We start from the raw sequence: 19,982 nt of genomic DNA on the forward strand, positions 1-19,982 counted from the left end.
TGATTAATGATGGGTATTTCGGAACAAGTAAGACCGATTATCGATAGTAAAGGGCTTAATCCATCAGAACTGGCTCATTTAATAGGTTGTTCGCCACAGTATATGCACAACTTGCTCAATGGCAGCAGAAGATGGAACGAAACAACACTAAATAAAATTTGTGACGCTCTGGATCTGGAGTTCAGAGTGTTACCCAAGATAAAGGAGAGGAATTGAAATGAACGGATTACTCGAAATAAATATAGATGAATCGGAGATAAAGAAGCTATGCAGAGAACGTATAACGGAGTTGATTAAAGAAATCGATGCCGAATATGTTTTTTGGGATTCCTCGGAATTAAAAAAACGGACATGCATGAGCTGGAATACCATTCAGGATAACTTTTTTAATGATAAGCGATTCCCTAAGGTGAAAATCGGTGGAAAGTGGTATTTTCCAGTTCGTGAAACGAGAGAGTTTTTACAACATTGGCTTTATGAGCAAGGGGGCAAATAAATTGTCTCCTGAGCGTTTAGAACAACGATGTGCTGCAACTTCTAGGCTGAATGAAATCCGTAAGTTATTAATTCATGGACATTTGTTGAATAACGCTGGCTTTGACCTGATGAGCAATGAGGCCGCCAGGTTGGAAGCAGAGTTACGGAGAAAGGAGGCAGAATCTTGAAGGATGTATTTTCTAGTAGGGACAAGAAACGCCGCTCGATCAGGAAAGAACTCAACTCTCTATACCGTGAATTTATGGAGGCGGAATCCGCTAACGATCTTAAGCTAATGATCTCTTTAGATCATAAAATCAGGTTACTTAAAGGGACTTTGTTGCGCATTGATCCGGTGGAAGAACCGGAGCCATGCAATAGAATACCCAAAAATGAACAAAGATCACGTCTGGGAAACGTGATCTAAGTTGGAACTTAAAAAATTCATTTATTCGATTATACCAAAAATTAAGTTATTTGAATAGTGATGCGGAAAGGGGAGAGAGGCGATGGCACGTCCATTAAAGGATAGCCTGGACTATTTCCCGTTAGATATCGACTTTGACCAGGACGACAAGCTTGTTGTTCCTATGGCGAAGTTCGGGATGCAAGGGCTGGGAGTCATCGTGAAGATCATGGGGGAGGTATACCGTAACGGTTACTTCTACCCATGGACTGAGCGTGAGCAATATGTATTCAGTAACCGGGTTAATGTTGACATTAACACAGTAAAGGACATCGTTAATGAATGCATTAAATGGGGTTTCTTCAACCCGCAAGTTTACGATTCTCATATGGTCTTGACTTCTAAGGGCTTTCAAAAGCGTTTTATTGAAGCAGCGAAGCGCCGGAAGTCCATAACGATTGTGGAAGACTACCTTTTAGTTGATCCGACAGAAGAGTGCAAAAATGTGGCACATAGCATTTCCGTAATAAATGCTAACGGAAACGTAGTTAATGTTTACATTAACCCGGATAAATGCAACAGCAAGTTAGCAGAAACACCACAAAGTAAAGTAAAGGAAAGTAAAGGAAAGGAAAGTAAAGAACTAAAGAATAAAGAGTTACCCCCTGAGACGTTACCGCCTTCAGGGGATGATCCTTCTCATAATTCTAAAAAGGCTAAGAGTGTCAAAGGAAAAACAAAACCTGAATACAACGAGGATAGCCCCTATTACAAAATGGCCATTTACTTTAAGGCCAAAGTAGATGAAATGGCTAATGCTGAGGGCTTGATGCATCTCACTGCTAAAACCAACATACAAACTTGGGCTAATGATTTCAGATTGCTTGTGGAAGTGGACAAGCAAGAGGATAAGAATTTAATCCACCAAGTCATGGATTGGGTAGTAACGGATTCGTTTTGGAAATCGAATGTTCTAAGCGCTTCTAAGTTCCGTAACCAATTCCCGAAACTGGTGCTAGAAATGCGTAACAAGAGTAGGGCGAAGCAAGGGAAAAACAACTTGGGAGCATCGGGAAAGATAAAAATAGATGTCGTTCCAAGTGTAAAAGATGGCCCTCAAGTGACTGATGAGGAAATGGCCGAAATGATGGAGTTTGCTAGGCAGATGAGCGAGGCCAGAAATGCGTAAGCTGTGGTTGAACAAAGCACAGGCACAAGCGTCTATGATTCCTTGTTTGATTCCTCGACAGATTGAGATTAACGGGGAATGGAAATGGGAAGGAAAATGGGTGGGTGCGCCTGAACCTGTTGCTGATATATTGCTGTCGTTTACGCGCTGCTCTCAACTTGGTTGCCCAGTCGGAGATAAAGAACAGCCTGCTGCATACGTTTACTGTTCCCGAGAACTTAGTAATTATCGTTATGTACCGCTATGGGCAAGATTCCTGGATCAAATCGATAAGAGCAAGACCAATGAGTTAGAGCTTCGGGTACTGAATCGCCGTAAAGGTGATGGAACTAGAAAGGGAGATCCGTTCTAAATGACTACCCTAAAACCAAAAGCACAACAAATGATCCATAACGCGCTTGCACCGTTGATTCGTGAAGGATGCAAGATCGAGAACTTGAAGTTGGTGGTTTGCCCATCAGCTCCGATTTCTCAAAATCAAACGATTGATACCAGATTCGGAGTATTACGAGTAGAACCAGGCACCTACGTTCCGAAAGGAGTGGCTTATGTAATTGAAGATCCACTCCGAAAAGGATTCGGGTTTGCTTGGGTATCAAAAAGGGATGAAATCAAGGAGGCATGAGATGAGAATCGATAAATTAAAGACTGGTCGCACATACGTGTATCGGAATGGATTGTTACGCCGTCTTGAGAAGATAGAAGTTAAAGAAGGAAAAATGACGGCCGGTTATATACCGATTGATCGTAAAGGAAGAGAAGGTCAGATTCGATGGTCCAAAGCTGAAACGTTCGCCCAACATGCGTTGGGAGAGGCCAAAGCATAAATATATATTAATGAAAGGAGCCAACTATGGGGGCTGCGGTGGTGCAGATGGAATTTTACGAAAGTGTCACGGAAGAGGAACGTACTGCTGCGAAGATGTTACTTAGAAGGTATATCAGAATGCGTAAGATTGTAGATGAATTAGGAGCTTGCGATGTTCTAAATGAGAAGCAGCAGATCATTTATGAAGATTGGAAGTTCAAAACGGAAAATATAGAACGTGCAATTCGCGTCATAGTAGACATGGAACTTAGGGCAATGATGGAATACCGATTTATGAAGGGAAATCCCCGCAAAGCAGCCGTAATCCGATGGAACAGAATCCACGAACGAACCTTTGACAGACGGATTGTGGATGGCGTTGAATCAGTGGCAAGTACGCTTAAATTGTGGGGTGTAGTGTAATTTATAAATCTGTCTGTAACTTGTCTGTACACTGTCCATTGCTTGTCTGTTCAGTGTCCGCACAGCGTCTGTAGTTCAGTTATAAAGTAGGCACATAGAGAGGAATTCAGCCTCTCCGGTGTGCCTACTGCCCGTTATCGCGGTAGGAACTCGGCCGCGCTGTGGGATGGAATGATTCATCCTTAGACGTTTATCGTCAAGGGTTCGGTGTGAGGTGGGGTTAGATGCCCCCAATCCGCTCCATCCGGGCGGGATAGAAATACGGATTCTTCATGGCCTTCAAGGATTAGATAGGTTCGAATCCTATTCAGGCTAACTAACAAAGGTATCACTACTGTATAAAAAGATGTTGAAAAATTTGGAATTATGCTTGATTATTAAAAGGACAAATAACTACAAAAAGGAACATTTGTTCTTTTTCTGATCGGGTGATATATTTTGAAAAGAAGGTTTTTAGCAGCAAAGGTAAATATCAATGAGGGTATTTTTAGTTCGGATATTCATTATTTGATAAGCTTAATCCCTGATGTTATATTGAGCTACCCAAAATATAAAACAAACAGGTCAACTTGGGAGTGGTGTTTCGGGGAACTCGAAACAGATGATGATAAGGTATTTATATGGGGGAATTTTGTTAAGAATAGAAATGAGGAGAGACTTATCTATAGTGGCTCCAAGACAGAACCTTTTTTGATACCTAACTTAGCTAAACAAAGCTTTTTTCTTTATAATTCTAAAACTGAGATATTAATTTTTGAAGAAACAGGTGATATTAACCGAGAGACATTTATAGATGCTTTTCAACATATCATTTATAATGGACACGCTGAAATTGGAGAAATATCTATTAAACTAATTCCTTTAAAAGATGTAATGAGATCAAAGCTTAGTGACATTGAAGTCCTTACTAAAATTGAGTTTGACTTGATACATCCTAATCCTATTCATCATGATTCGTATAAAGACTTAGATGATATTATAAAAAAGGAACAGGCAACACGTTTGAAAACTACACTTGAAAATAAAAATGGGCTTAATAAAGAAGGTCAGTTCATTCAAAGTGGTATCGAAATGGTTTCTAAAGGTTATGGGGATGTAAGCGCATATGGTTACTCACGGGTCGATACCTATGGCAAAAAAAGAGGCAAAAGAAAACGTAAAAAGAGTTTTAAATCAAGGGATGAAGTGCAGATGACACATACCGATAAAGAAATCACTAAAGAGGAACTAATACCAAAACTTAAAGAATTTGCAGAGAGAATAACAAATATGCTCCTATAAAGTGAGTTGAGATAATGGCGAGAAACGAACGAGTAACAAGGGAGACCACCTCATTTTATGGTCTCTTAAAAATCACCACGTTCAAACCTTTTTTTATAACTCCAGTGTTCTATGTTGCAATAATACTGGCAGGCGTTTTCTACTATTTTATAAAAGATGTGACTGAGTTTTCGGGATTAATTGAATATACTTCTGATACAATTGCCTCGATCTCAGCATCATTATTAGGCATTGTTATTGCTGGATTAGCAATTTTAATATCATTAACTCAAGGTAAACTCCTTTCTTTGTTTCTACAGAAAAACATACTACAAAAGTTCTTGTTTCCATTTTGGGTCTTTGCCGGAGCATGGGCTTTATCAACCTTGATATGCATTTGTTTAAAGCTTATCGAATACCTTGATCGCGATATTCTTCTTTATGTTTTTACTTTTGAAGTCTTTGTATTTGTATATGCTCTTCTTGGAACAGTGAGTTTAATGGGACACGCTATTCGGTTCGGGATTTATATCGCTCAAATAACCGATGTCATTAGTGATAGGGATTCAGATTGATAGTTCGTATGAATGTAATAAAGTCGCAGATGCGGCTTTTTTTTATTTCCAATATTTTTCCCAAGCGCTTTGGGAAATCGAAATGAGGCGGTGATATGAAATTTGTACAGCCGGTCCGAGATCAGGAAGTATTAGAGGACATTAAGGATTTTTTAAGAGCGACGAACATGAGGAATTACATTATGTTTTCGATTGGCATAAATACAGGGTTTCGTATCAGTGATATCTTGCGTTTGCGTGTAAGGGATGTTATAGGTTCGCATATCTCCATTGTGGAGAGAAAGACAGGTAAGAGAAAGCGTGTGCTCATTCAACCGGATTTGAAACGGGAGTTGAATGATTACACTGCCGGAAAGGCTCCAAATGAATACTTGATTAAAAGCCGGGAGGGATGGAACCGGCCCATTAGTCGATCTATGGCCTATAAGATCATGCGAACCATTGGCGATGAATTCGGACTGTCAGAAATAGGATGCCATACGCTTCGAAAAACGTTCGGTTATATCTTCTATTACGAGACAACCGATAAGGATATCGGAATGTTGATGAACTATTTTAACCACTCATCTGAGAAAGTCACACTGCGCTATATCGGAGTCGAACAGGACACCATGGATGCAGCGTTAAAACGCCATAGAGCCTGATCAATTCTCCATATTACGGATAGGTGGAATTCATTTAACCAAGCAGGTTCAAAGCCTTACAGGGCTAAGAAGAGCCGTTAGATAACGAGTTACACACAATGTACAGTTTGAGTAATTCAAAAGGGACATTATGTAACCCTTGAGGGGGTGAGTTCAGGTGGGATTATCACCTAAAAAACCATGCAAAAAACCTGGATGTAGTGAGCTGACTACGACAGGATTTTGCATTAAACACTCTGCATTGAAAAGAGGGTATGACCAAGAACGCGAGTCATCATCAAAGCGTGGTTATGGGCACCACTGGCGAATAGAACGGGCGGCCTTTCTACGGGAGAATCCATTATGTGCCCAGTGCTATAAAGAGGAACGCGTTAGAGAATCTACTGTAGTAGATCATATCAAGCCACATAAGGGAGACATGAAATTGTTTTGGGATCGGCAAAATTGGCAGGCGTTGTGTAAGTTCTGCCATGATGCCAAGACTGCTAGAGAGGATGGAGGGTTTGGGAGAAAAGTTAAATTTATTTCTTTAAACAACTGATGAAAGTGAGTGGGCTGCATAGTATAATTGCTGGAAAAAGGGGGATGGATATGTCCAAGAAAGTACGAACTGGAATACCAGCAGACATAGCTGCAAAACTTATGTTTCTTTCAGATCGAACATGTTGTGTTTGCAGAATGAGAAATAAACCAGTGCAAATTCATCACATCGATGAAAATCCCAGCAATAATAACATTGAGAACTTATCAACATTATGTTTCGACTGTCATAATGACACCATGATTAAAGGTGGATTTGGTCGGAAATTAAATGCTGATCAAGTGATCCTGTACCGAAATGATTGGCTTGAAGTTGTTAAAAAGAATAGAGATGGGTTTGGTATGGAAAGCTTACATGCTCAAGCAATGAAGGAGGATTCAAATTTTATAGAGTACGTGACATCTGTTAGTGAGATATACCGGGATAATGAAGAATATATTCTCTTGGTGTATTTATATAATTCGATTGGAAATTATGAACTACGGGATAAGTACATTGAAATAGCTCTGAGTCAAAATCCTTCTGATCAATCAATTTGCGATTTGAGAAGTATCCAAGGGAGAGCGGATCTAATCCCAGATGACGTAATTGCGCGAGAAACTGAGCGGTATACAAAGAATAAAAACTACAGCCAAAGAGCTAGATTTTATCTTGGAATTGGTATGGATACTGAAGCTACAAAGGATTATCTAAAAAGTATTTTGAAAGATTTAGAAGAGGACAATCCTTTTTCTGCTGCTTTTTATTTAAAAGAGTTAGTCGAGAAGAATTTGATTAATAGGTTATTTGAGAAGGCATTACAAAAGTTTTCGGAAGAAAAAGATCTGTGGTGGCAGGCTCGCTCGTTGCAGGAACTTGGATGGAAATCGGAGTTAGATGATTTGATGTTAAAGAACTCAAAAGAAATTGAGGAGTCAGGGCATCCACTTTTACAAGTATTACTTGCTAAAGCAAAAGGTGATGCCCAAAAAACTCTTGAGTTAAGAAAGGATATAGCTAGGAACTCTAGGATTGTGGTGGCTGGTAAGAAGAGTAGGAAAAAAGAGGAGGATATTTGAGCTGGCGGAACAACGTAATATAAATCTATTCAATGAGCTTTCTAAGGGAGGATATATCCCCCCCCTAGTAGTCAAATATTTGAAAAGACTGTTATAGACCGCGGCCCCCTCAAATGCAAAAAAATGTCCCCGTGGTGAAATCGGGAAAAAAGGAGGGAGAACAATTGACGAATCCGGTTGTTAATTTTAACCATATGCAAGTGGGGAAGAAAGGTGGCGGAAAGAACTGGACCAAAAAGGAAGTGGAGTCCAGAGAGGAAGCCGCAAAGAAGTTTAATCGAAAGAAGAAGCTCAAGCTGCGTATCCCTGAATGGCTGGATGATTCAGCTCGAAAGGTATGGCGGAAGACCGTGAAGGACATGGAAGAGTTCGGCGTCCTGGATAAAGTGGATGAGGATGTACTAGGCATTTACTGCGATGCAGTGTCCAAGGTCCAAGAGGCTAACCGCCTCATTGATGAGCATGGTTATACCGAAACCAATAAATCAGGTATTCAGGTCCCGAATGCGTATGTCCAAATGTCGCAGCGGTATGCAGGTATCGCCCTTTCCTATTCCAACAAATTGGGACTGAATGCAGAGTCGCGGGCGCGGCTGGCCAAACGTGTGGCAGATGGGGAGGTTGATGAAAATGCAGAACTCTTCGATTGATTGGGAGGATCTGCATCCAACACATCAATACGCCGCCGAGATTGTTCTAGGTAAACGTCTGAGCTGTGAAATGGAGTACCTCGCCTGTCAGCGTCATTTAAACGACCTGCAGCGGCAAGCGACGCCTGATTTTCCTTACGTGTTTGATGAGAGCCGGGCCGACCGTATTTTTGATTGGTTCGAACGCTGCTGCCGTCACGTACGGGGGCCATTTAGCGGGGAACTCATACAGCTGCTTCCCTTCCAGAAATTCGACCTAGGCAGCGTGTATGGCTGGGTACATATGGATTCAGGAAAACGCCGGTTCCGTAAAGCGTTCCACATGAGGGCAAGGGGAAATGTAAAGTCCACGGAAATGAGTGGGCTGGCCCTGTATGGCATGATGGGCGATTGTATTTATCCGCCTGGCGATCCTACGAATAAGCGGTACGAGGATAGCCCCGAAGTGGAATGTGCGGCTGTCGATAAGCAGCAGGCGAAACGGGTTTGGCTGGATGCAGCAAAGATGGGGGAGAACAGCCCGGATATTGCCAAGCGCCTGAACATCAAAAAAACCTATGTGGAACACCGCTCCCGTGGCGGCTGGATGCGACCGTTATCTAAAGATACCAAGAACAAGGACTCCGGCGCTCCATGCCTGGTGATCATCGATGAATATCACGCCCACCCGACATCTGAAATCGTGGATGTCTCCTATTCCGGGTTCGGGAAACGGCTTCAATCCCTGATGCAGATCATCAGCACAGCGGGAAAAGACGCTGAAAACAGTCCATGCAAAAAAGAGTACGATTTTTTATGCATGATGATGCGCGGCAACCGCCCCATGAATGAGACCTATTTTTGTATGATTCGGGAGCTGGATAAGGAAGATGACCCGCACAATGAGGCATTATGGCCCAAAGCGAACCCGATTTTGCAGGAGGAAAACGAATACTCAGAAGAATTACTGAAGCAAATTCGTGTCGAGCATGACGAGGCGTACCATTCCAATGATCCGACGAAAATTCGGGAGTGGTTGACCAAGCGCGTAAACCGCTGGCAGTCGGACAGTGATCAGAAATACATGACCAGTGAGCATATGAATAAATGGAAGTCCCTTGCCGTGTCGCAAGCGGACTTTTTTAAGTTGGTGCGCGGTGTGGAGGTTTGGAGCGGTTTGGACTTATCGAAGACGACCGATTTAACCGCCGCCGGTTATGTGTTCCGCTTACCCGAAGGACGTTATGCGGTCACGGCGCATGGATTCATGCCCGAGCAGCGGGCCACGCAGCATGAACATAGTGACCGGGTGCCCTATCGCCAGTGGGCAGAAGAAGGGTGGTGTACCCTGACACCGGGCGAGGTGGTGGATTACAGCTTCATTCAGTCCCATATGCAGAAAATGGAGCGGGATGAATTCTGGTTTGTGAAGGAAGTCTGTTACGATCCCTACAACGCAACGCACTTTACGCAGCAATTGGAGGCGGAAGGGTACGAGCGGGTTGAAATCCGGCAAGGGGTACAGACGCTTTCAGAGCCGACCAAGTTTTTCCGCGAGTTGATCTTGCAGGGCAAAATTGTTCACGATGGGAGTCCGCTCTTAACCTGGTGCCTGGCCAATGCCATTGAGGTTATCGACAACAACGGCAATATCAAGCTGAGCAAAAAGCACAAGGACGACAGCCAGCGCATTGATTTGGTCGCGGCGATCATCAACGCCATGGTTCGGGCGATGGTTGGCGGTGGCCGCATCGATTTGAATGCCCATATCATGGATGATGACTTCTCGTTCTAGGGAAGGGGGTGAAAAACCAATGAAAAAAGGCGTCTTCCGCCGCTGGCGTGAACGGCGTTCAGATGATGATTCGCTGCTAAATCCAAAGCAATGGCTTTTGGATCTCTTTGGCGTGTCCAACACATCAAGCGGGGAGCGAATCACCAATGACAAGGCGCTGCTGAACAGCAACGTTTATACTTGCGCATCCATATTGGGCGGGGATATCGGAAAGCTACCATTCCAGGTCTTTAAAAAGAAAGGAAGCGGGATTGAAAAAGACACATCCCATCCGGCATCCCAGCTGCTTGGCGTGCGTTCGAATCCATACATGAGCGCCTATATCTTTAAAGAGCTGATGCAAGTCCATGTGACGGTATGGGGCAATGGATATGCCAACATTGAATGGGAAACCAGCGGGATCAATAATGGACGACCAAAAGCCCTTTGGCCGCTGGACCCTTCTAAGACCGATGTTCATGTTGACAATGTGACCGGGGAAGTCTGGTATGTGACCACGTTGCCGAGCGGTGAAATGCGCAAGATCCGGCACATCGATGTTTTACATTTCCGATCCATCAGCAAAAGCGGATTGAAGGGGATTACACCCATCTCGGTCATTCGGGAGGAATTGGGCGTACAGCAAGCCCAGCGCAAGTTTTTAGGCTCCTTCTATGCAAATGGAACAGCCACGCGCGGTATATTGCGGCTCCCTCAAGGGACTTCCCTGGACAAGCCTGCCAAGGATAAGGCGCGGGATGAATGGCAAAAGGCGAATTCCGGACTGAATAACGCGCACCGTATCGCGATTTTGGATGCTGGGATGGAGTACCAAAATTTAGGCATGCCCCTCAACGATGCACAGTTCATCGAGACAAGTAAATTCGGTATTAGTGAAGTCGCCAAAATCTATAAGGTGCCAGGTTACAAGCTGGGCCTGACGGACGTCAAGTTCTCTAATATGGAAAATCAATCGTTGGAGTATGTGAAAAGCACCTTGCAGCCGATCATCACGAATTGGGAACAGGAATGTGATTATAAGTTGTTCACGGAGTTGGAACGGCGGAGGTATTACACGAAATTCAATGTTGCCGGAGAGCTCCGAGGGGACAGCGCCAGCCGGGCAGCGTACTACAAAGAAATGATTGCGATGGGTGTCTACACGATTAACGAAGTCCGCGAGCTGGAAGAGAGGGACAACATCGGGGAGATGGGCGACCGTCATTTTGTCAGCCTGAACTATGTCAGTCTGGAAAAGATGGACCAGTATCAAGCCCTGAAAGCCGGTCTGAAAACCGAGAAAGGAGGTGAGTAGATGGATGAACGGGTAAAGCGGTTTATACCAGCGGATAAAATTGAAATTCGAAGCACCGAAAATGAGGGAGGGGCTACAACCCGAACCGTCGTCGGTTATGTCGTCAAGTTCAATCAGCGGAGCCAGCTGATTTGGGGCGAATTTTATGAACGGGTGGCGAAAGGAGCTTTTGCACGCAGCCTGCAAGAAAATACAATTAAAGCATTTTGGAATCATCGGAGCGATTTTGTTCTCGGTTCTACCAAAAATGGAACGTTGCGGTTATGGGAGGACGAGGTGGGTTTAGCCTTTGAACTGGACTTGCCGAATAATACATGGGGAAATGATGCCTACGAATCCATACAACGTGGAGATGTGGACGGGGTTAGCTTCGGATTCTATGTTCGAAGTGATTCATGGCAGTATCTGAAAGATGAAGACGTGTACGAGCGCACGCTGCTTGACGTGAACTTATTCGAAGTATCTCCGACTCCTTTTGCCGCATATCCAGGCAGCGAAGTCAACAAGCGAAGTATTGAGCAGCTGGGCATTACAACCAAAGAACAGCGAAAGCATGAAAAAGAAAAATTGTTACTGGAACTTGACCTGTTAGCTATCGTCTAACGGGTCTTTTTTATATCCAAATCCAATATACGGAGGTACTACCATGGACGAAAAAGAACGCGAATTACGCCAGAAGCTGGCACAGAAATTGGAGGAAGCCCGCAGCCTGGCAGGTGATGGGAAGCTGGATGAGGCGAGAGCAGCGAAAGATGCAGCGCAGGAGCTGAGAAAGCAAATTGAATTGCTGGCTGAAATCCGTGAGAGTGACACGCCAGGCGTAACAAATCCGATTGTCGAGCCGGAAAAACGGTCTGATGACCAAGACAAGTCCGCACAGTATCGGAATGCCTTCCTAAAAACCCTTCGAAACAAACATTTGAATACGGAAGAACGGTCCTTGATTGAAGAAGGCATCCAAGAAGTTCGCGCCGGTATGCAAGAGGGAGTGGATGAGGATGGCGGATTGCTTGTGCCAAAAGACATCGTCACCTTGATTCATGAAAAGAAGCGGGAATTTGTTTCCCTGGAGCCTTATATTACCGTGGAGCCGGTTTCCACACGAAGCGGTTCCCGAGTTATTGAGAAAAACGCAGACATTACACCGTTCACCGAAATTACGGAACTGACAGACTTGGATGACATGGACAATCCTAAATTTGCATCCGTTGCTTACGCCATCAAGGACCGTGGGGGCATTCTTCCCCTTAGCAATAGCTTGCTTTCGGACACAGACCAAAATCTAATGTCCTACCTGGCACGTTGGATTGCGAAAAAATCAACCGTGACCCGGAATCAACTGGTCTTGACATTGCTGGACACCAAAACAAAGGTTCCGCTTGCAAGCCTGGATGATATCAAACATGTCTTGAATGTGGATTTGGACCCATCGATTAGCCAGGGAGCTATCATTCTGACGAACCAGGACGGATTCCACTATCTTGATACACAAAAAGACAGTGACGGACGCGATCTGCTGCAGCCAAATCCTTTGAATCCGACACAAAAAATGTTCAAGGGCAAACCGATTGTTGTCATGGCGAACCGCTGGTTGCCAAGCACAGGCACAACCACCAAGCTGGCCCCTATGATTATCGGGGATCTGAAAGAAGCCGTAGTCTTGTTTGATCGGCAGCAGTATTCCATCGCATCCACGAATGTTGGCGGGAAGTCCTTTGCCCGTAACTCGACAGACGTCCGGGCCATTCAGCGTGAAGATGTAAGGGCGTTTGATTTGGACGCCGTGGTGTACGGGCAATTGACTATTAACTAAAAGATGAGGGGCCTAGCCCCTCGATTGGAGGGATAGCATGTACGCAACCAAAAACTATAAGGAGCCCGGCGGACAGCGCTGGGTGATTCAGGGTGAGCTTGCTTTTGAAGGTGAGGGGAAAATCACAAGGGACGGAAAGGAACTTGTCCTAGGCCCTGACGGCTTTACAGGAGCGGGAGGGATAGAAGGACCCTCTGCCTACAATATCGCCGTAAAACAGGGCTACAGCGGCTCTGAGAAGGAATGGCTTGACTCCCTCATTGGACCTAAAGGGGAAGCGGGTCAGCAAGGTGAAAAGGGGGAGCCGGGAGCCAAAGGACCGGCAGGCCCTAAAGGGGAACCGGGATTCCCCACAGAAGCCCAGTGGAACGAATTGATTTCCCGAGTGGAGGCACTTGAGTTAACGCAAGGGAGCAAGGGGTAATGTTGACCACATTAACTCGTCTGAAAGGCCTGTTAGGCTCAGTGGCCGATACGTGGGGGGATGACATGCTGACGCTGCAAATTGCGTCAGCCTCTGCTTCCATTGAGAACCGCTGCAAACGACAATTCAAAAAACAGCGTTACACGGAACAGATTAGCGGGGATGGGAGATCCAAGTATATTAACCTTCGGAATTATCCGATTCATAGCGTCGAATTCCCAAGCGATTGGGATTATCGGTTGTTGGATGATGGGAGGGTGTACCGGGAAGCGGGGTGGCCAACAGGTGACCATAATATCCAAGTCAACTATATCGGGGGGTATGTGCTTCCAGGCGATGCAACAACCGACGAGCCGCGCACGTTGCCGGAACCGTTAGAGCTGGCCTGCTTGCTTTTCGCACAGCTGCTGCTTCGAGATCCAGGCATTCGGTCGGAGCGGGTGGGAAATATCAACGTCACCTATGCAGATACGGATGCAGATGGGCGCTTGCCATCGGCGGTTGAGTCGTTAATCTTGCCGTACGTGGGGCGCTGGGTATGAGCAGAAGGAGGCGCACGCGCTACAGACGCGCGAATGTCGAGGTTACGCAGTTCATGAGCCCCCTTGATTTAATTGATCGGTTCATGCCCCTAGCGTCCAAGGAGGTCCATATAGGAATGCAGGGAGATGAGGAACTTGCGCTCATCGCGGGTGTGCATGAACATGGGTCCGCCAAAATGAACATCCCCGCCCGTTCCTTTGTCGGAACCGGGAAAAAGAAAGGCCAGGTACCCATTGGCAAGCTGGTCCGTAAATCGTTAACCGACATTGCCCTAGGCAAGAAAAGAGCGGATGCCTTGCTGCAGGAGATAGGGGAGCTGGGTCTGGACCGGATGCAAAAGAACTTTGACCGGATCAAGCAGCCCGCCCTATCCCCGATTTACGCACGCCGTAAGAGCGGCAAGAAACTGCTGATTGAAGATCAGGACCTGCGCAACGCCTTAACCTTTGAGGTGACAAGAAAAAGGAGGTAGACATGCGCTTTCGCTTTAGTCGCATCCTGCGAAAATACGAATTGCCTTATACCCTCATCCGCCAGGTTGAGGGCCATTATGATTCCGTGGGGGTCTATGTGCCGCCGCAAGATATCAAGCTGCCCCTGAGAGGTTCAGTGCAGCCGATGGGGGATTCATTCCTGCAGGAAGATGGCGGCAAGTACGACGAGGATGACCGTATGTTGTTTTCGACATTCCGCCACCAAAACGGGGATGTCATTGAGTATGAAAACCGGCAGTACACCATCCACATGGATGATAACTGGTCCGCCTATGATGACGTATCCGAATACAAAATGAAACGGGTGAGTACGCATGATCCAGTTTGAGTTGATTCGCAAGGTCCTTATCGAAGGCATGACGGCTCATTTAGGTGTACCGGTCATAGAGTTGGACGGCAAGGGAAAGCTGCCCCCGTTTCCATTTATGACGTATAGCTTTACCGATGAGGGAAGCCCCATCGGACATATGGCGGTGACAGCTGACGGGGACCAGCTCATCCATTCCGGGACGGTCACTATCAGTGTAGCCTTCCAAAGTTACGCTAAAAGCCGGTTGGAGAGTGTGAGCCAAGCGAACCGCGCCCGTGATTGGTTCATGACGGACGGGCATTGGCTCCTAAAGGATAATACAGGCGCAGTGATTACCGAGGTGGGAGCCACCCAAAATAACGATCTGCAGATCGGGGAGGAATGGGAGCGCCGGAATGGATTTGAACTCAATTTACGAGCACCAAACGTCATTGTTCAGGCTTTAAACCCTATAGAAACCGTGAACTTGAAAGGAGAAGATACACATGGCTAAAGATGTAACGGTCATTATAGACATCGAGCGCCCAACGCCAAAGCTTGGATTTGGCAAACCCCTCATCCTGGGTACAAGCGCCACCGGTTCCGCATACAAAACTTATGCGGACCTGGAAGGGGTGAAGGTCGATTTTAACGAGTCTACCGAAGAGTACAAGGCCGCAAAGGCGCTGCTGAGTCAGGGGGATGATTCCCCGGCAGAGATTGCGATTATGTGTCGGAAGACCGATCAGCCATTATCGGAAGTTTTGCCGGGTGCGTTTGACCAGGATTGGTATTTCCTGATTGCCACCACAACGGATATCGACGATGTGGGCGACATTGCGGAAGCGGTCGAGCAAAACAATTCAAGGCAGTATTTTATCCGTTCGTCGGACCTGACGGATGTAGGCGTATTGGCCGGAACGGATTACAGTCGCAGCACGGTCATTTACCACAAAGACATCACCAATTACCCGGAAGCCGCCTGGGTGGGCCGAGCAGGTTCTGCTGATGTGGGTTCCTTGACCTGGAAGTTTAAAGGGCTGACCGGTATTGCACCCATGCAAGTATCGGATACGGAACTGCTTGCGATTCATGCAGCCGGAGCGAACACCTATGTAACCAAGGCTGGGAAGAACCAGACGAGCGAAGGCAAGACACTCAGTGGGGAGTACATCGACATCATCCATGCCAAAGATTATGTCAAATTCAGCATCGAGCATGGCGTGCAGACGCTTTTGAACAATGCGCCGAAGATCAGTTTTGACGATACTGGGATTGCTCAGATTGAGGGCGTGGTGCGGACCGTGCTGCAGCGTGCGTTTAACCAGGGTATCATAGCGGCGGATAAGGATGGCCAGGCCCTGTATGGAACCAACTTTAAGGGCCGGGCGGAAGTAGATCCAGCAGACCGCGCCGCGCGGAAATACACGGGCGGTGAATTCTGGTTCGAGCTGGCCGGAGCGATCCACGAAACCACCATTCGCGGCCAAATCAGACTATAAGGGAGGATGAGAGAAGATGGCACAAGCTACAACTTTTGATGCCAAGTCCGTCACGGTGACGGTAGGCGGTGTGTTTCTGACGGGGTTCGCTGAATCCATGGTCGAAATCGAAAAGGATGAAGACAACTATGAGGTCAAGGTGGGGGCGCAAGGGGATACCGTTCGCACGAAGGTAAACAATCCCCTCGGTACCATCAGTGTGACGCTACTCCAGACAAGCCCACAAGTGGCGTACCTGGACAAGCTGGCCAACACTGGTGAGCTGGTGCCAGTATCGGTCATTAATGCCGGACCACCCAAAGAGACGGTGACGGTCTCGGAGGCGTTCATTAAAAAGCCTGCCTCACGCAGTTATGGCAGTGAGGCGGAGGACCGCGAGTATGAATTCCAGTGCATGGACATGTTGTTCAACTAATCAAATACAAAATCTAAATTAGAAAAGGATGATTATCAATGGCAAACTTCAAACAAAAGAAATTCACAGCTAAAAACGGGACGGTGTATACCTTCCAGCATCCGGGCGTGCGGAACGTCACGAAGATCACGGACCGGGTGAAGAACAAACACGGCGTCCCGTTGGATGAAAGGCTGGCTGATGAAATGTTGACCCATGTGGTGGTCGAACCGAAGGTGCGCATGGAAGACTTTGAATCCTACACCGATTTGACCGAAGTGGTAAGTGCGGCATTTGCCTTTATTACGGGCAGAGAACAGGAAGCAGCCGATGACGATCAGCAACCAGGAAGCTAAAGAACGAGCAAGCCGAAACTGGCTGCAATGGCGTCTGCTGCTCAGTGATATGTCTATCACCTACAGTGATTTAAACTTGATGGACGATGACGATATCTTAGAAGCAAATGCAGCGCTGGATTTGTATATGGAACAGCAAAAGAAAATGGAAAAACGGAAATAGACGTCCATCATCGGGCGTCTTTTTTGCTGTTTCGGGAGGTGATACCACATGGCTGGCGGAATCATCGGAAATTTGATGTATGCCGTAGGCTTTAAGGTCAATTCAAAAGGGTTGGGCGATGCAGACAAGAAAATGTCCATGCTGACCAAAAGTGTGGTCGGACTTGGCCTGGCTGCATCGGTGGCCGCTGCAGGGATCGGTATTGCCGGTACTACAGCCGCTAGCGATTATGAAAAGTCGATGTCCCATATCCAAATGGCCACCGGCGCTGCTGCAGAGCAGATGGAGGAAACGCGGGATATCGCCAAAAACCTGTATGGGCAAAACTTCGGATCGGATTGGCAGGATCTAGGTAGTTCGATTGCAAGCGTGCAACAGATTACCGGACAGACTGGGGATGAACTGGAAAGCACGACCCGGAATGCCTTACTGCTCCGGGATGCGTTTGGTATTGAGGTCAACGAGTCCGCACGAGCTGCCAAGACGATGATGGAGAACTTCGGTATTTCCTCCGAAGAAGCGTTTAACCTGGTGGCTCAAGGGACACAGAAAGGTCTTGATTTCTCTGGTGAGCTCATCGATACCATCAATGAGTATTCACTGCAGTTCAAGGCGCTTGGTTTTGATGCTAACGAAATGTTTGATACGTTGGCGGCGGGATCTGCAGAGGGCGCATTTAATTTAGATAAAGTAGCGGATGCCGTCAAAGAATTCGGTATCCGGTCCAAGGATGCCGGAGACAAAGGCGCGATTGAAGCGTTCGAAATGCTCGGACTCAATGCCGATCAGATGATGCGCACCTTCGCGGCTGGGGGACCAGCTGCAAAAGATGCGTTTACTCAGATTACCCAAATGATTGGGGATATTGAAGATCCGGTTGCGCAAAACACCGTAGCGGTCGGGCTATTCGGGACCCAGTTCGAAGACCTGCAGAAAGATGTCATTACGGCTATGGGGTATGTGGATAGTCAGTTTGATATGTCCCTCAACAGCATGGCCGAGCTGAACAAAATCAAGTTCAACAAACCGGGCGAGGCGTTTGCCATGTTCGGCAGGCAATTAGAAACCGGTATCCTCATTCCCATTGGGCAAAAGATGCTGCCGTTTCTGAATCAGTTTGGCCAGTGGATATCCGATCATAAACCGCAAATCGAATCCATCGGGAATGCGATCGGGGATACCATCGGGAATGCAATCACGTTTGTTACGGATAAGGCCAAGGCCATATATGAATTCATCAGTGGCAACTGGGAAACGATCCGGGAAACGGTTATTGATTTGGGCATTGCCATGATTGCTCTAAAGGGAACCTTTGTGGCCATGCAGATCGTCAAAACTATCACGGTCCTTATGAAGGCATTCCGAGCCGGAACCCTGATGGCCACGGCCGCCCAGCTGGGCCTCAATGTGGCGATGCTGGCAAATCCCATGACCTGGATTGCGGTCGGGATTGCTGCTGTCATTGTCGGTATTGTGTTATTGATCCGGCATTGGGATAAGGTCAAGGCCGCTATGGGCAGGTTCTGGAATTGGACGAAATCGGTCTTTGGTGTGATTGGTTCATGGTTTAAAGCGCGCTTCAATGAAGCCTATACCGGCATTGTCGGTGCAATGGGCAAGGTGGGTTCTTGGTTTAAAGGCATTTGGGACGGAATTAAAGCTGTTTTTGTCAGTGTCGGTTCATGGTTCGGCGGAATCTTTACAGGGGCCTACCAAGCCATAGTCAATGCATTTGGCGCTGTAGTCGGCTGGTTTAGATCCAATTGGGAAACCACCAAAATGGTTTTTTCCACGGTGGGGACCTTCTTTGGGAATATCTTCACCGGTGCGTATGAATCCATTAAAACGGCATTCGGTGGCGTCAAAGATTGGTTTGGTGGTCTATGGGAAGGTATCAAGGGTGGGTTCACAGGCTTTATCAATACCATGATTAGCGGCATTAATAAGCTGATTAACGGACTCAACAAGATTCAAATTTCCCTTCCGGACTGGGCTGGCGGTCAAGAGTTTGGCATTAATATTCCCAACATTCCGATGTTGGCCAAAGGGGGCATCGCTACCGGGCCGACACTGGCCATGATCGGGGAAGGAGCAGAAAGCGAGGCTGTCTTGCCACTCTCCAAATTGGAGGGCTTGCTGCAGCAGCCGCGAGCGCCAAAAGATGCACGCTTAGAACCGGCTGCGCCCGCTCGTTATACGCCGACTTCTGCCGCAATGCCACCCATTGAAATTACCATCAATGTTCCGGCGGGTGCAGGTAGTGGCGGCACCGCAGCTGCAGAGCATACGGCACAGGTGATTGCGGCCGAAGTGAAACGCCAGGTACAAGAAATCTTTGAAAGCGCCGGGCGCATCTTGAACGTACAGGGGGCGGCGATCCATGGCAACAATTAACGGGCAGTACATTTTGATTGAAACCGAAGACCCGGTGTATGCCAATGAGGTAACCGAGCAGCCGGTAGAAAAAGGGGTTGCCATCTCGGACCATGTGCAGCGGCTTGGCCGCTCGATGGCTCTTAGCGGGTATGTCGTGGGTCCGAATGCATCGAAAATCCGGGCGGATCTCATTAACCTGTCAGACAAGGGCAAGCTGGTCAGTTATGTTGGCCGGAATGCCTTTGTGGGGGTCATCACGGATTTGAAGACGAATCACACCTACCAGGTAGCCAATGGGTACGCGATTTCCTTCACGTTGAAGGAGATCCGCGTGGCCGAAACATCGGCAGCAGGCAAACTGCCTGCCCCGGTCCGGTCCCAGGCGGCACCGATTATTAATTCAGGCACCAAAAAGAAAAAAACGAAGACCAAGAGCAAATCCAGTAAAAAAAGCACATCATCCAAGAGCAAAAAAGAAAAGGAAACCACTCAGAAGGTCAAATTTAAGCCAGGAAGCAAGTGGGGGTGA

At 46.9% G+C, this 19,982-nt stretch carries 29 protein-coding genes; all 29 read left to right on the forward strand.

Annotated elements, in window-relative coordinates:
• Nucleotides 1-9: 9 nt before the first annotated feature.
• Nucleotides 10-216, forward strand: coding sequence for a helix-turn-helix transcriptional regulator (locus tag MHI43_RS11955; protein ID WP_036665683.1), 207 nt, complete (start codon nt 10-12; stop codon nt 214-216).
• Between the two features lies 1 nt (nt 217).
• The gene (locus MHI43_RS11960; RefSeq protein ID WP_036665467.1) at nt 218-496 is read left to right on the forward strand and encodes a group-specific protein; all 279 of its coding nucleotides are present in this window, start codon (nt 218-220) and stop codon (nt 494-496) included.
• Between the two features lie 165 nt (nt 497-661).
• Nucleotides 662-904, forward strand: coding sequence for a hypothetical protein (locus MHI43_RS11965; RefSeq protein ID WP_036665466.1), 243 nt, complete (start codon nt 662-664; stop codon nt 902-904).
• A gap of 82 nt (nt 905-986) precedes the next feature.
• Entirely contained in the window at nt 987-2,072 is a 1,086-nt protein-coding gene (locus tag MHI43_RS11970) for a DUF4373 domain-containing protein (protein WP_081746356.1), read from the forward strand.
• A complete protein-coding gene (locus MHI43_RS11975; protein ID WP_036665465.1) occupies nt 2,065-2,424 on the forward strand; it encodes a hypothetical protein in 360 nt (119 codons plus the stop codon). Before MHI43_RS11970 ends, MHI43_RS11975 begins: the two co-directional genes overlap by 8 nt.
• On the forward strand, nt 2,425-2,697 hold the full coding sequence (locus MHI43_RS11980; protein ID WP_036665464.1) for a hypothetical protein: 273 nt from the start codon (nt 2,425-2,427) through the stop codon (nt 2,695-2,697). It abuts the gene before it with no gap.
• A gap of 1 nt (nt 2,698) precedes the next feature.
• Nucleotides 2,699-2,899 (forward strand): hypothetical protein, encoded by a 201-nt coding sequence (locus MHI43_RS11985; protein ID WP_036665463.1) that lies wholly within the window; start codon nt 2,699-2,701, stop codon nt 2,897-2,899.
• Between the two features lie 41 nt (nt 2,900-2,940).
• Nucleotides 2,941-3,303, forward strand: coding sequence for a hypothetical protein (locus MHI43_RS11990; RefSeq protein ID WP_155989916.1), 363 nt, complete (start codon nt 2,941-2,943; stop codon nt 3,301-3,303).
• Nucleotides 3,304-3,741: 438 nt separating this feature from the next.
• A complete protein-coding gene (locus tag MHI43_RS11995; protein WP_036665461.1) occupies nt 3,742-4,584 on the forward strand; it encodes a hypothetical protein in 843 nt (280 codons plus the stop codon).
• Between the two features lie 14 nt (nt 4,585-4,598).
• Nucleotides 4,599-5,138 carry a hypothetical protein gene (locus MHI43_RS12000; RefSeq protein WP_036665459.1) on the forward strand — a complete coding sequence of 180 codons (540 nt, stop codon included), beginning with the start codon at nt 4,599-4,601 and terminating at the stop codon, nt 5,136-5,138.
• A gap of 95 nt (nt 5,139-5,233) precedes the next feature.
• On the forward strand, nt 5,234-5,782 hold the full coding sequence (locus tag MHI43_RS12005; RefSeq protein WP_036665457.1) for a site-specific integrase: 549 nt from the start codon (nt 5,234-5,236) through the stop codon (nt 5,780-5,782).
• Between the two features lie 157 nt (nt 5,783-5,939).
• Nucleotides 5,940-6,323: an HNH endonuclease gene (locus MHI43_RS12010; RefSeq protein ID WP_036665454.1), complete on the forward strand. Its 384-nt coding sequence runs from the start codon at nt 5,940-5,942 to the stop codon at nt 6,321-6,323.
• A gap of 50 nt (nt 6,324-6,373) precedes the next feature.
• Nucleotides 6,374-7,381, forward strand: a complete 1,008-nt coding sequence (locus MHI43_RS12015; protein WP_051425418.1) for an HNH endonuclease signature motif containing protein — start codon at nt 6,374-6,376, stop codon at nt 7,379-7,381.
• A gap of 164 nt (nt 7,382-7,545) precedes the next feature.
• Complete coding sequence (locus MHI43_RS12020; protein WP_051425417.1) at nt 7,546-8,031, forward strand: phage terminase small subunit P27 family; 486 nt, start codon at nt 7,546-7,548, stop codon at nt 8,029-8,031.
• Nucleotides 8,012-9,805 (forward strand): terminase TerL endonuclease subunit, encoded by a 1,794-nt coding sequence (locus MHI43_RS12025; RefSeq protein WP_051425416.1) that lies wholly within the window; start codon nt 8,012-8,014, stop codon nt 9,803-9,805. The genes MHI43_RS12020 and MHI43_RS12025 overlap by 20 nt, the downstream gene beginning before the upstream one ends.
• Nucleotides 9,806-9,824: 19 nt before the next feature.
• Complete coding sequence (locus tag MHI43_RS12030; RefSeq protein WP_051425415.1) at nt 9,825-11,099, forward strand: phage portal protein; 1,275 nt, start codon at nt 9,825-9,827, stop codon at nt 11,097-11,099.
• Nucleotides 11,100-11,702, forward strand: a complete 603-nt coding sequence (locus MHI43_RS12035; RefSeq protein WP_036665450.1) for an HK97 family phage prohead protease — start codon at nt 11,100-11,102, stop codon at nt 11,700-11,702.
• A 43-nt stretch (nt 11,703-11,745) separates the two neighbouring features.
• Nucleotides 11,746-12,912, forward strand: coding sequence for a phage major capsid protein (locus MHI43_RS12040; protein WP_036665447.1), 1,167 nt, complete (start codon nt 11,746-11,748; stop codon nt 12,910-12,912).
• A gap of 37 nt (nt 12,913-12,949) precedes the next feature.
• Nucleotides 12,950-13,336: a collagen-like protein gene (locus tag MHI43_RS12045; protein WP_036665444.1), complete on the forward strand. Its 387-nt coding sequence runs from the start codon at nt 12,950-12,952 to the stop codon at nt 13,334-13,336.
• Nucleotides 13,336-13,878, forward strand: a complete 543-nt coding sequence (locus MHI43_RS12050; protein ID WP_036665441.1) for a hypothetical protein — start codon at nt 13,336-13,338, stop codon at nt 13,876-13,878. The genes MHI43_RS12045 and MHI43_RS12050 overlap by 1 nt, the downstream gene beginning before the upstream one ends.
• A 116-nt stretch (nt 13,879-13,994) precedes the next feature.
• A complete protein-coding gene (locus tag MHI43_RS12055; RefSeq protein ID WP_235201890.1) occupies nt 13,995-14,351 on the forward strand; it encodes a hypothetical protein in 357 nt (118 codons plus the stop codon).
• 2 nt (nt 14,352-14,353) lie between these two features.
• Nucleotides 14,354-14,701: a hypothetical protein gene (locus tag MHI43_RS12060; protein WP_036665436.1), complete on the forward strand. Its 348-nt coding sequence runs from the start codon at nt 14,354-14,356 to the stop codon at nt 14,699-14,701.
• Entirely contained in the window at nt 14,688-15,176 is a 489-nt protein-coding gene (locus MHI43_RS12065; protein WP_036665434.1) for a hypothetical protein, read from the forward strand. The genes MHI43_RS12060 and MHI43_RS12065 overlap by 14 nt, the downstream gene beginning before the upstream one ends.
• A complete protein-coding gene (locus tag MHI43_RS12070) occupies nt 15,169-16,164 on the forward strand; it encodes a DUF3383 family protein (RefSeq protein WP_036665432.1) in 996 nt (331 codons plus the stop codon). The genes MHI43_RS12065 and MHI43_RS12070 overlap by 8 nt, the downstream gene beginning before the upstream one ends.
• A 16-nt stretch (nt 16,165-16,180) precedes the next feature.
• A complete protein-coding gene (locus MHI43_RS12075) occupies nt 16,181-16,579 on the forward strand; it encodes a phage protein (protein ID WP_036665430.1) in 399 nt (132 codons plus the stop codon).
• 38 nt (nt 16,580-16,617) lie between these two features.
• Complete coding sequence (locus MHI43_RS12080; RefSeq protein WP_036665428.1) at nt 16,618-16,914, forward strand: hypothetical protein; 297 nt, start codon at nt 16,618-16,620, stop codon at nt 16,912-16,914.
• A complete protein-coding gene (locus MHI43_RS12085) occupies nt 16,889-17,077 on the forward strand; it encodes a hypothetical protein (protein ID WP_036665426.1) in 189 nt (62 codons plus the stop codon). The genes MHI43_RS12080 and MHI43_RS12085 overlap by 26 nt, the downstream gene beginning before the upstream one ends.
• A gap of 48 nt (nt 17,078-17,125) precedes the next feature.
• A complete protein-coding gene (locus MHI43_RS12090) occupies nt 17,126-19,471 on the forward strand; it encodes a phage tail tape measure protein (protein ID WP_036665424.1) in 2,346 nt (781 codons plus the stop codon).
• Nucleotides 19,458-19,982, forward strand: coding sequence for a phage baseplate protein (locus MHI43_RS12095; protein WP_036665422.1), 525 nt, complete (start codon nt 19,458-19,460; stop codon nt 19,980-19,982). The genes MHI43_RS12090 and MHI43_RS12095 overlap by 14 nt, the downstream gene beginning before the upstream one ends.

Origin of the sequence: Paenibacillus sp. FSL H8-0457 (assembly GCF_038051935.1) — a bacterium.
Lineage (GTDB): Bacteria > Bacillota > Bacilli > Paenibacillales > Paenibacillaceae > Paenibacillus_AQ > Paenibacillus_AQ lautus_A.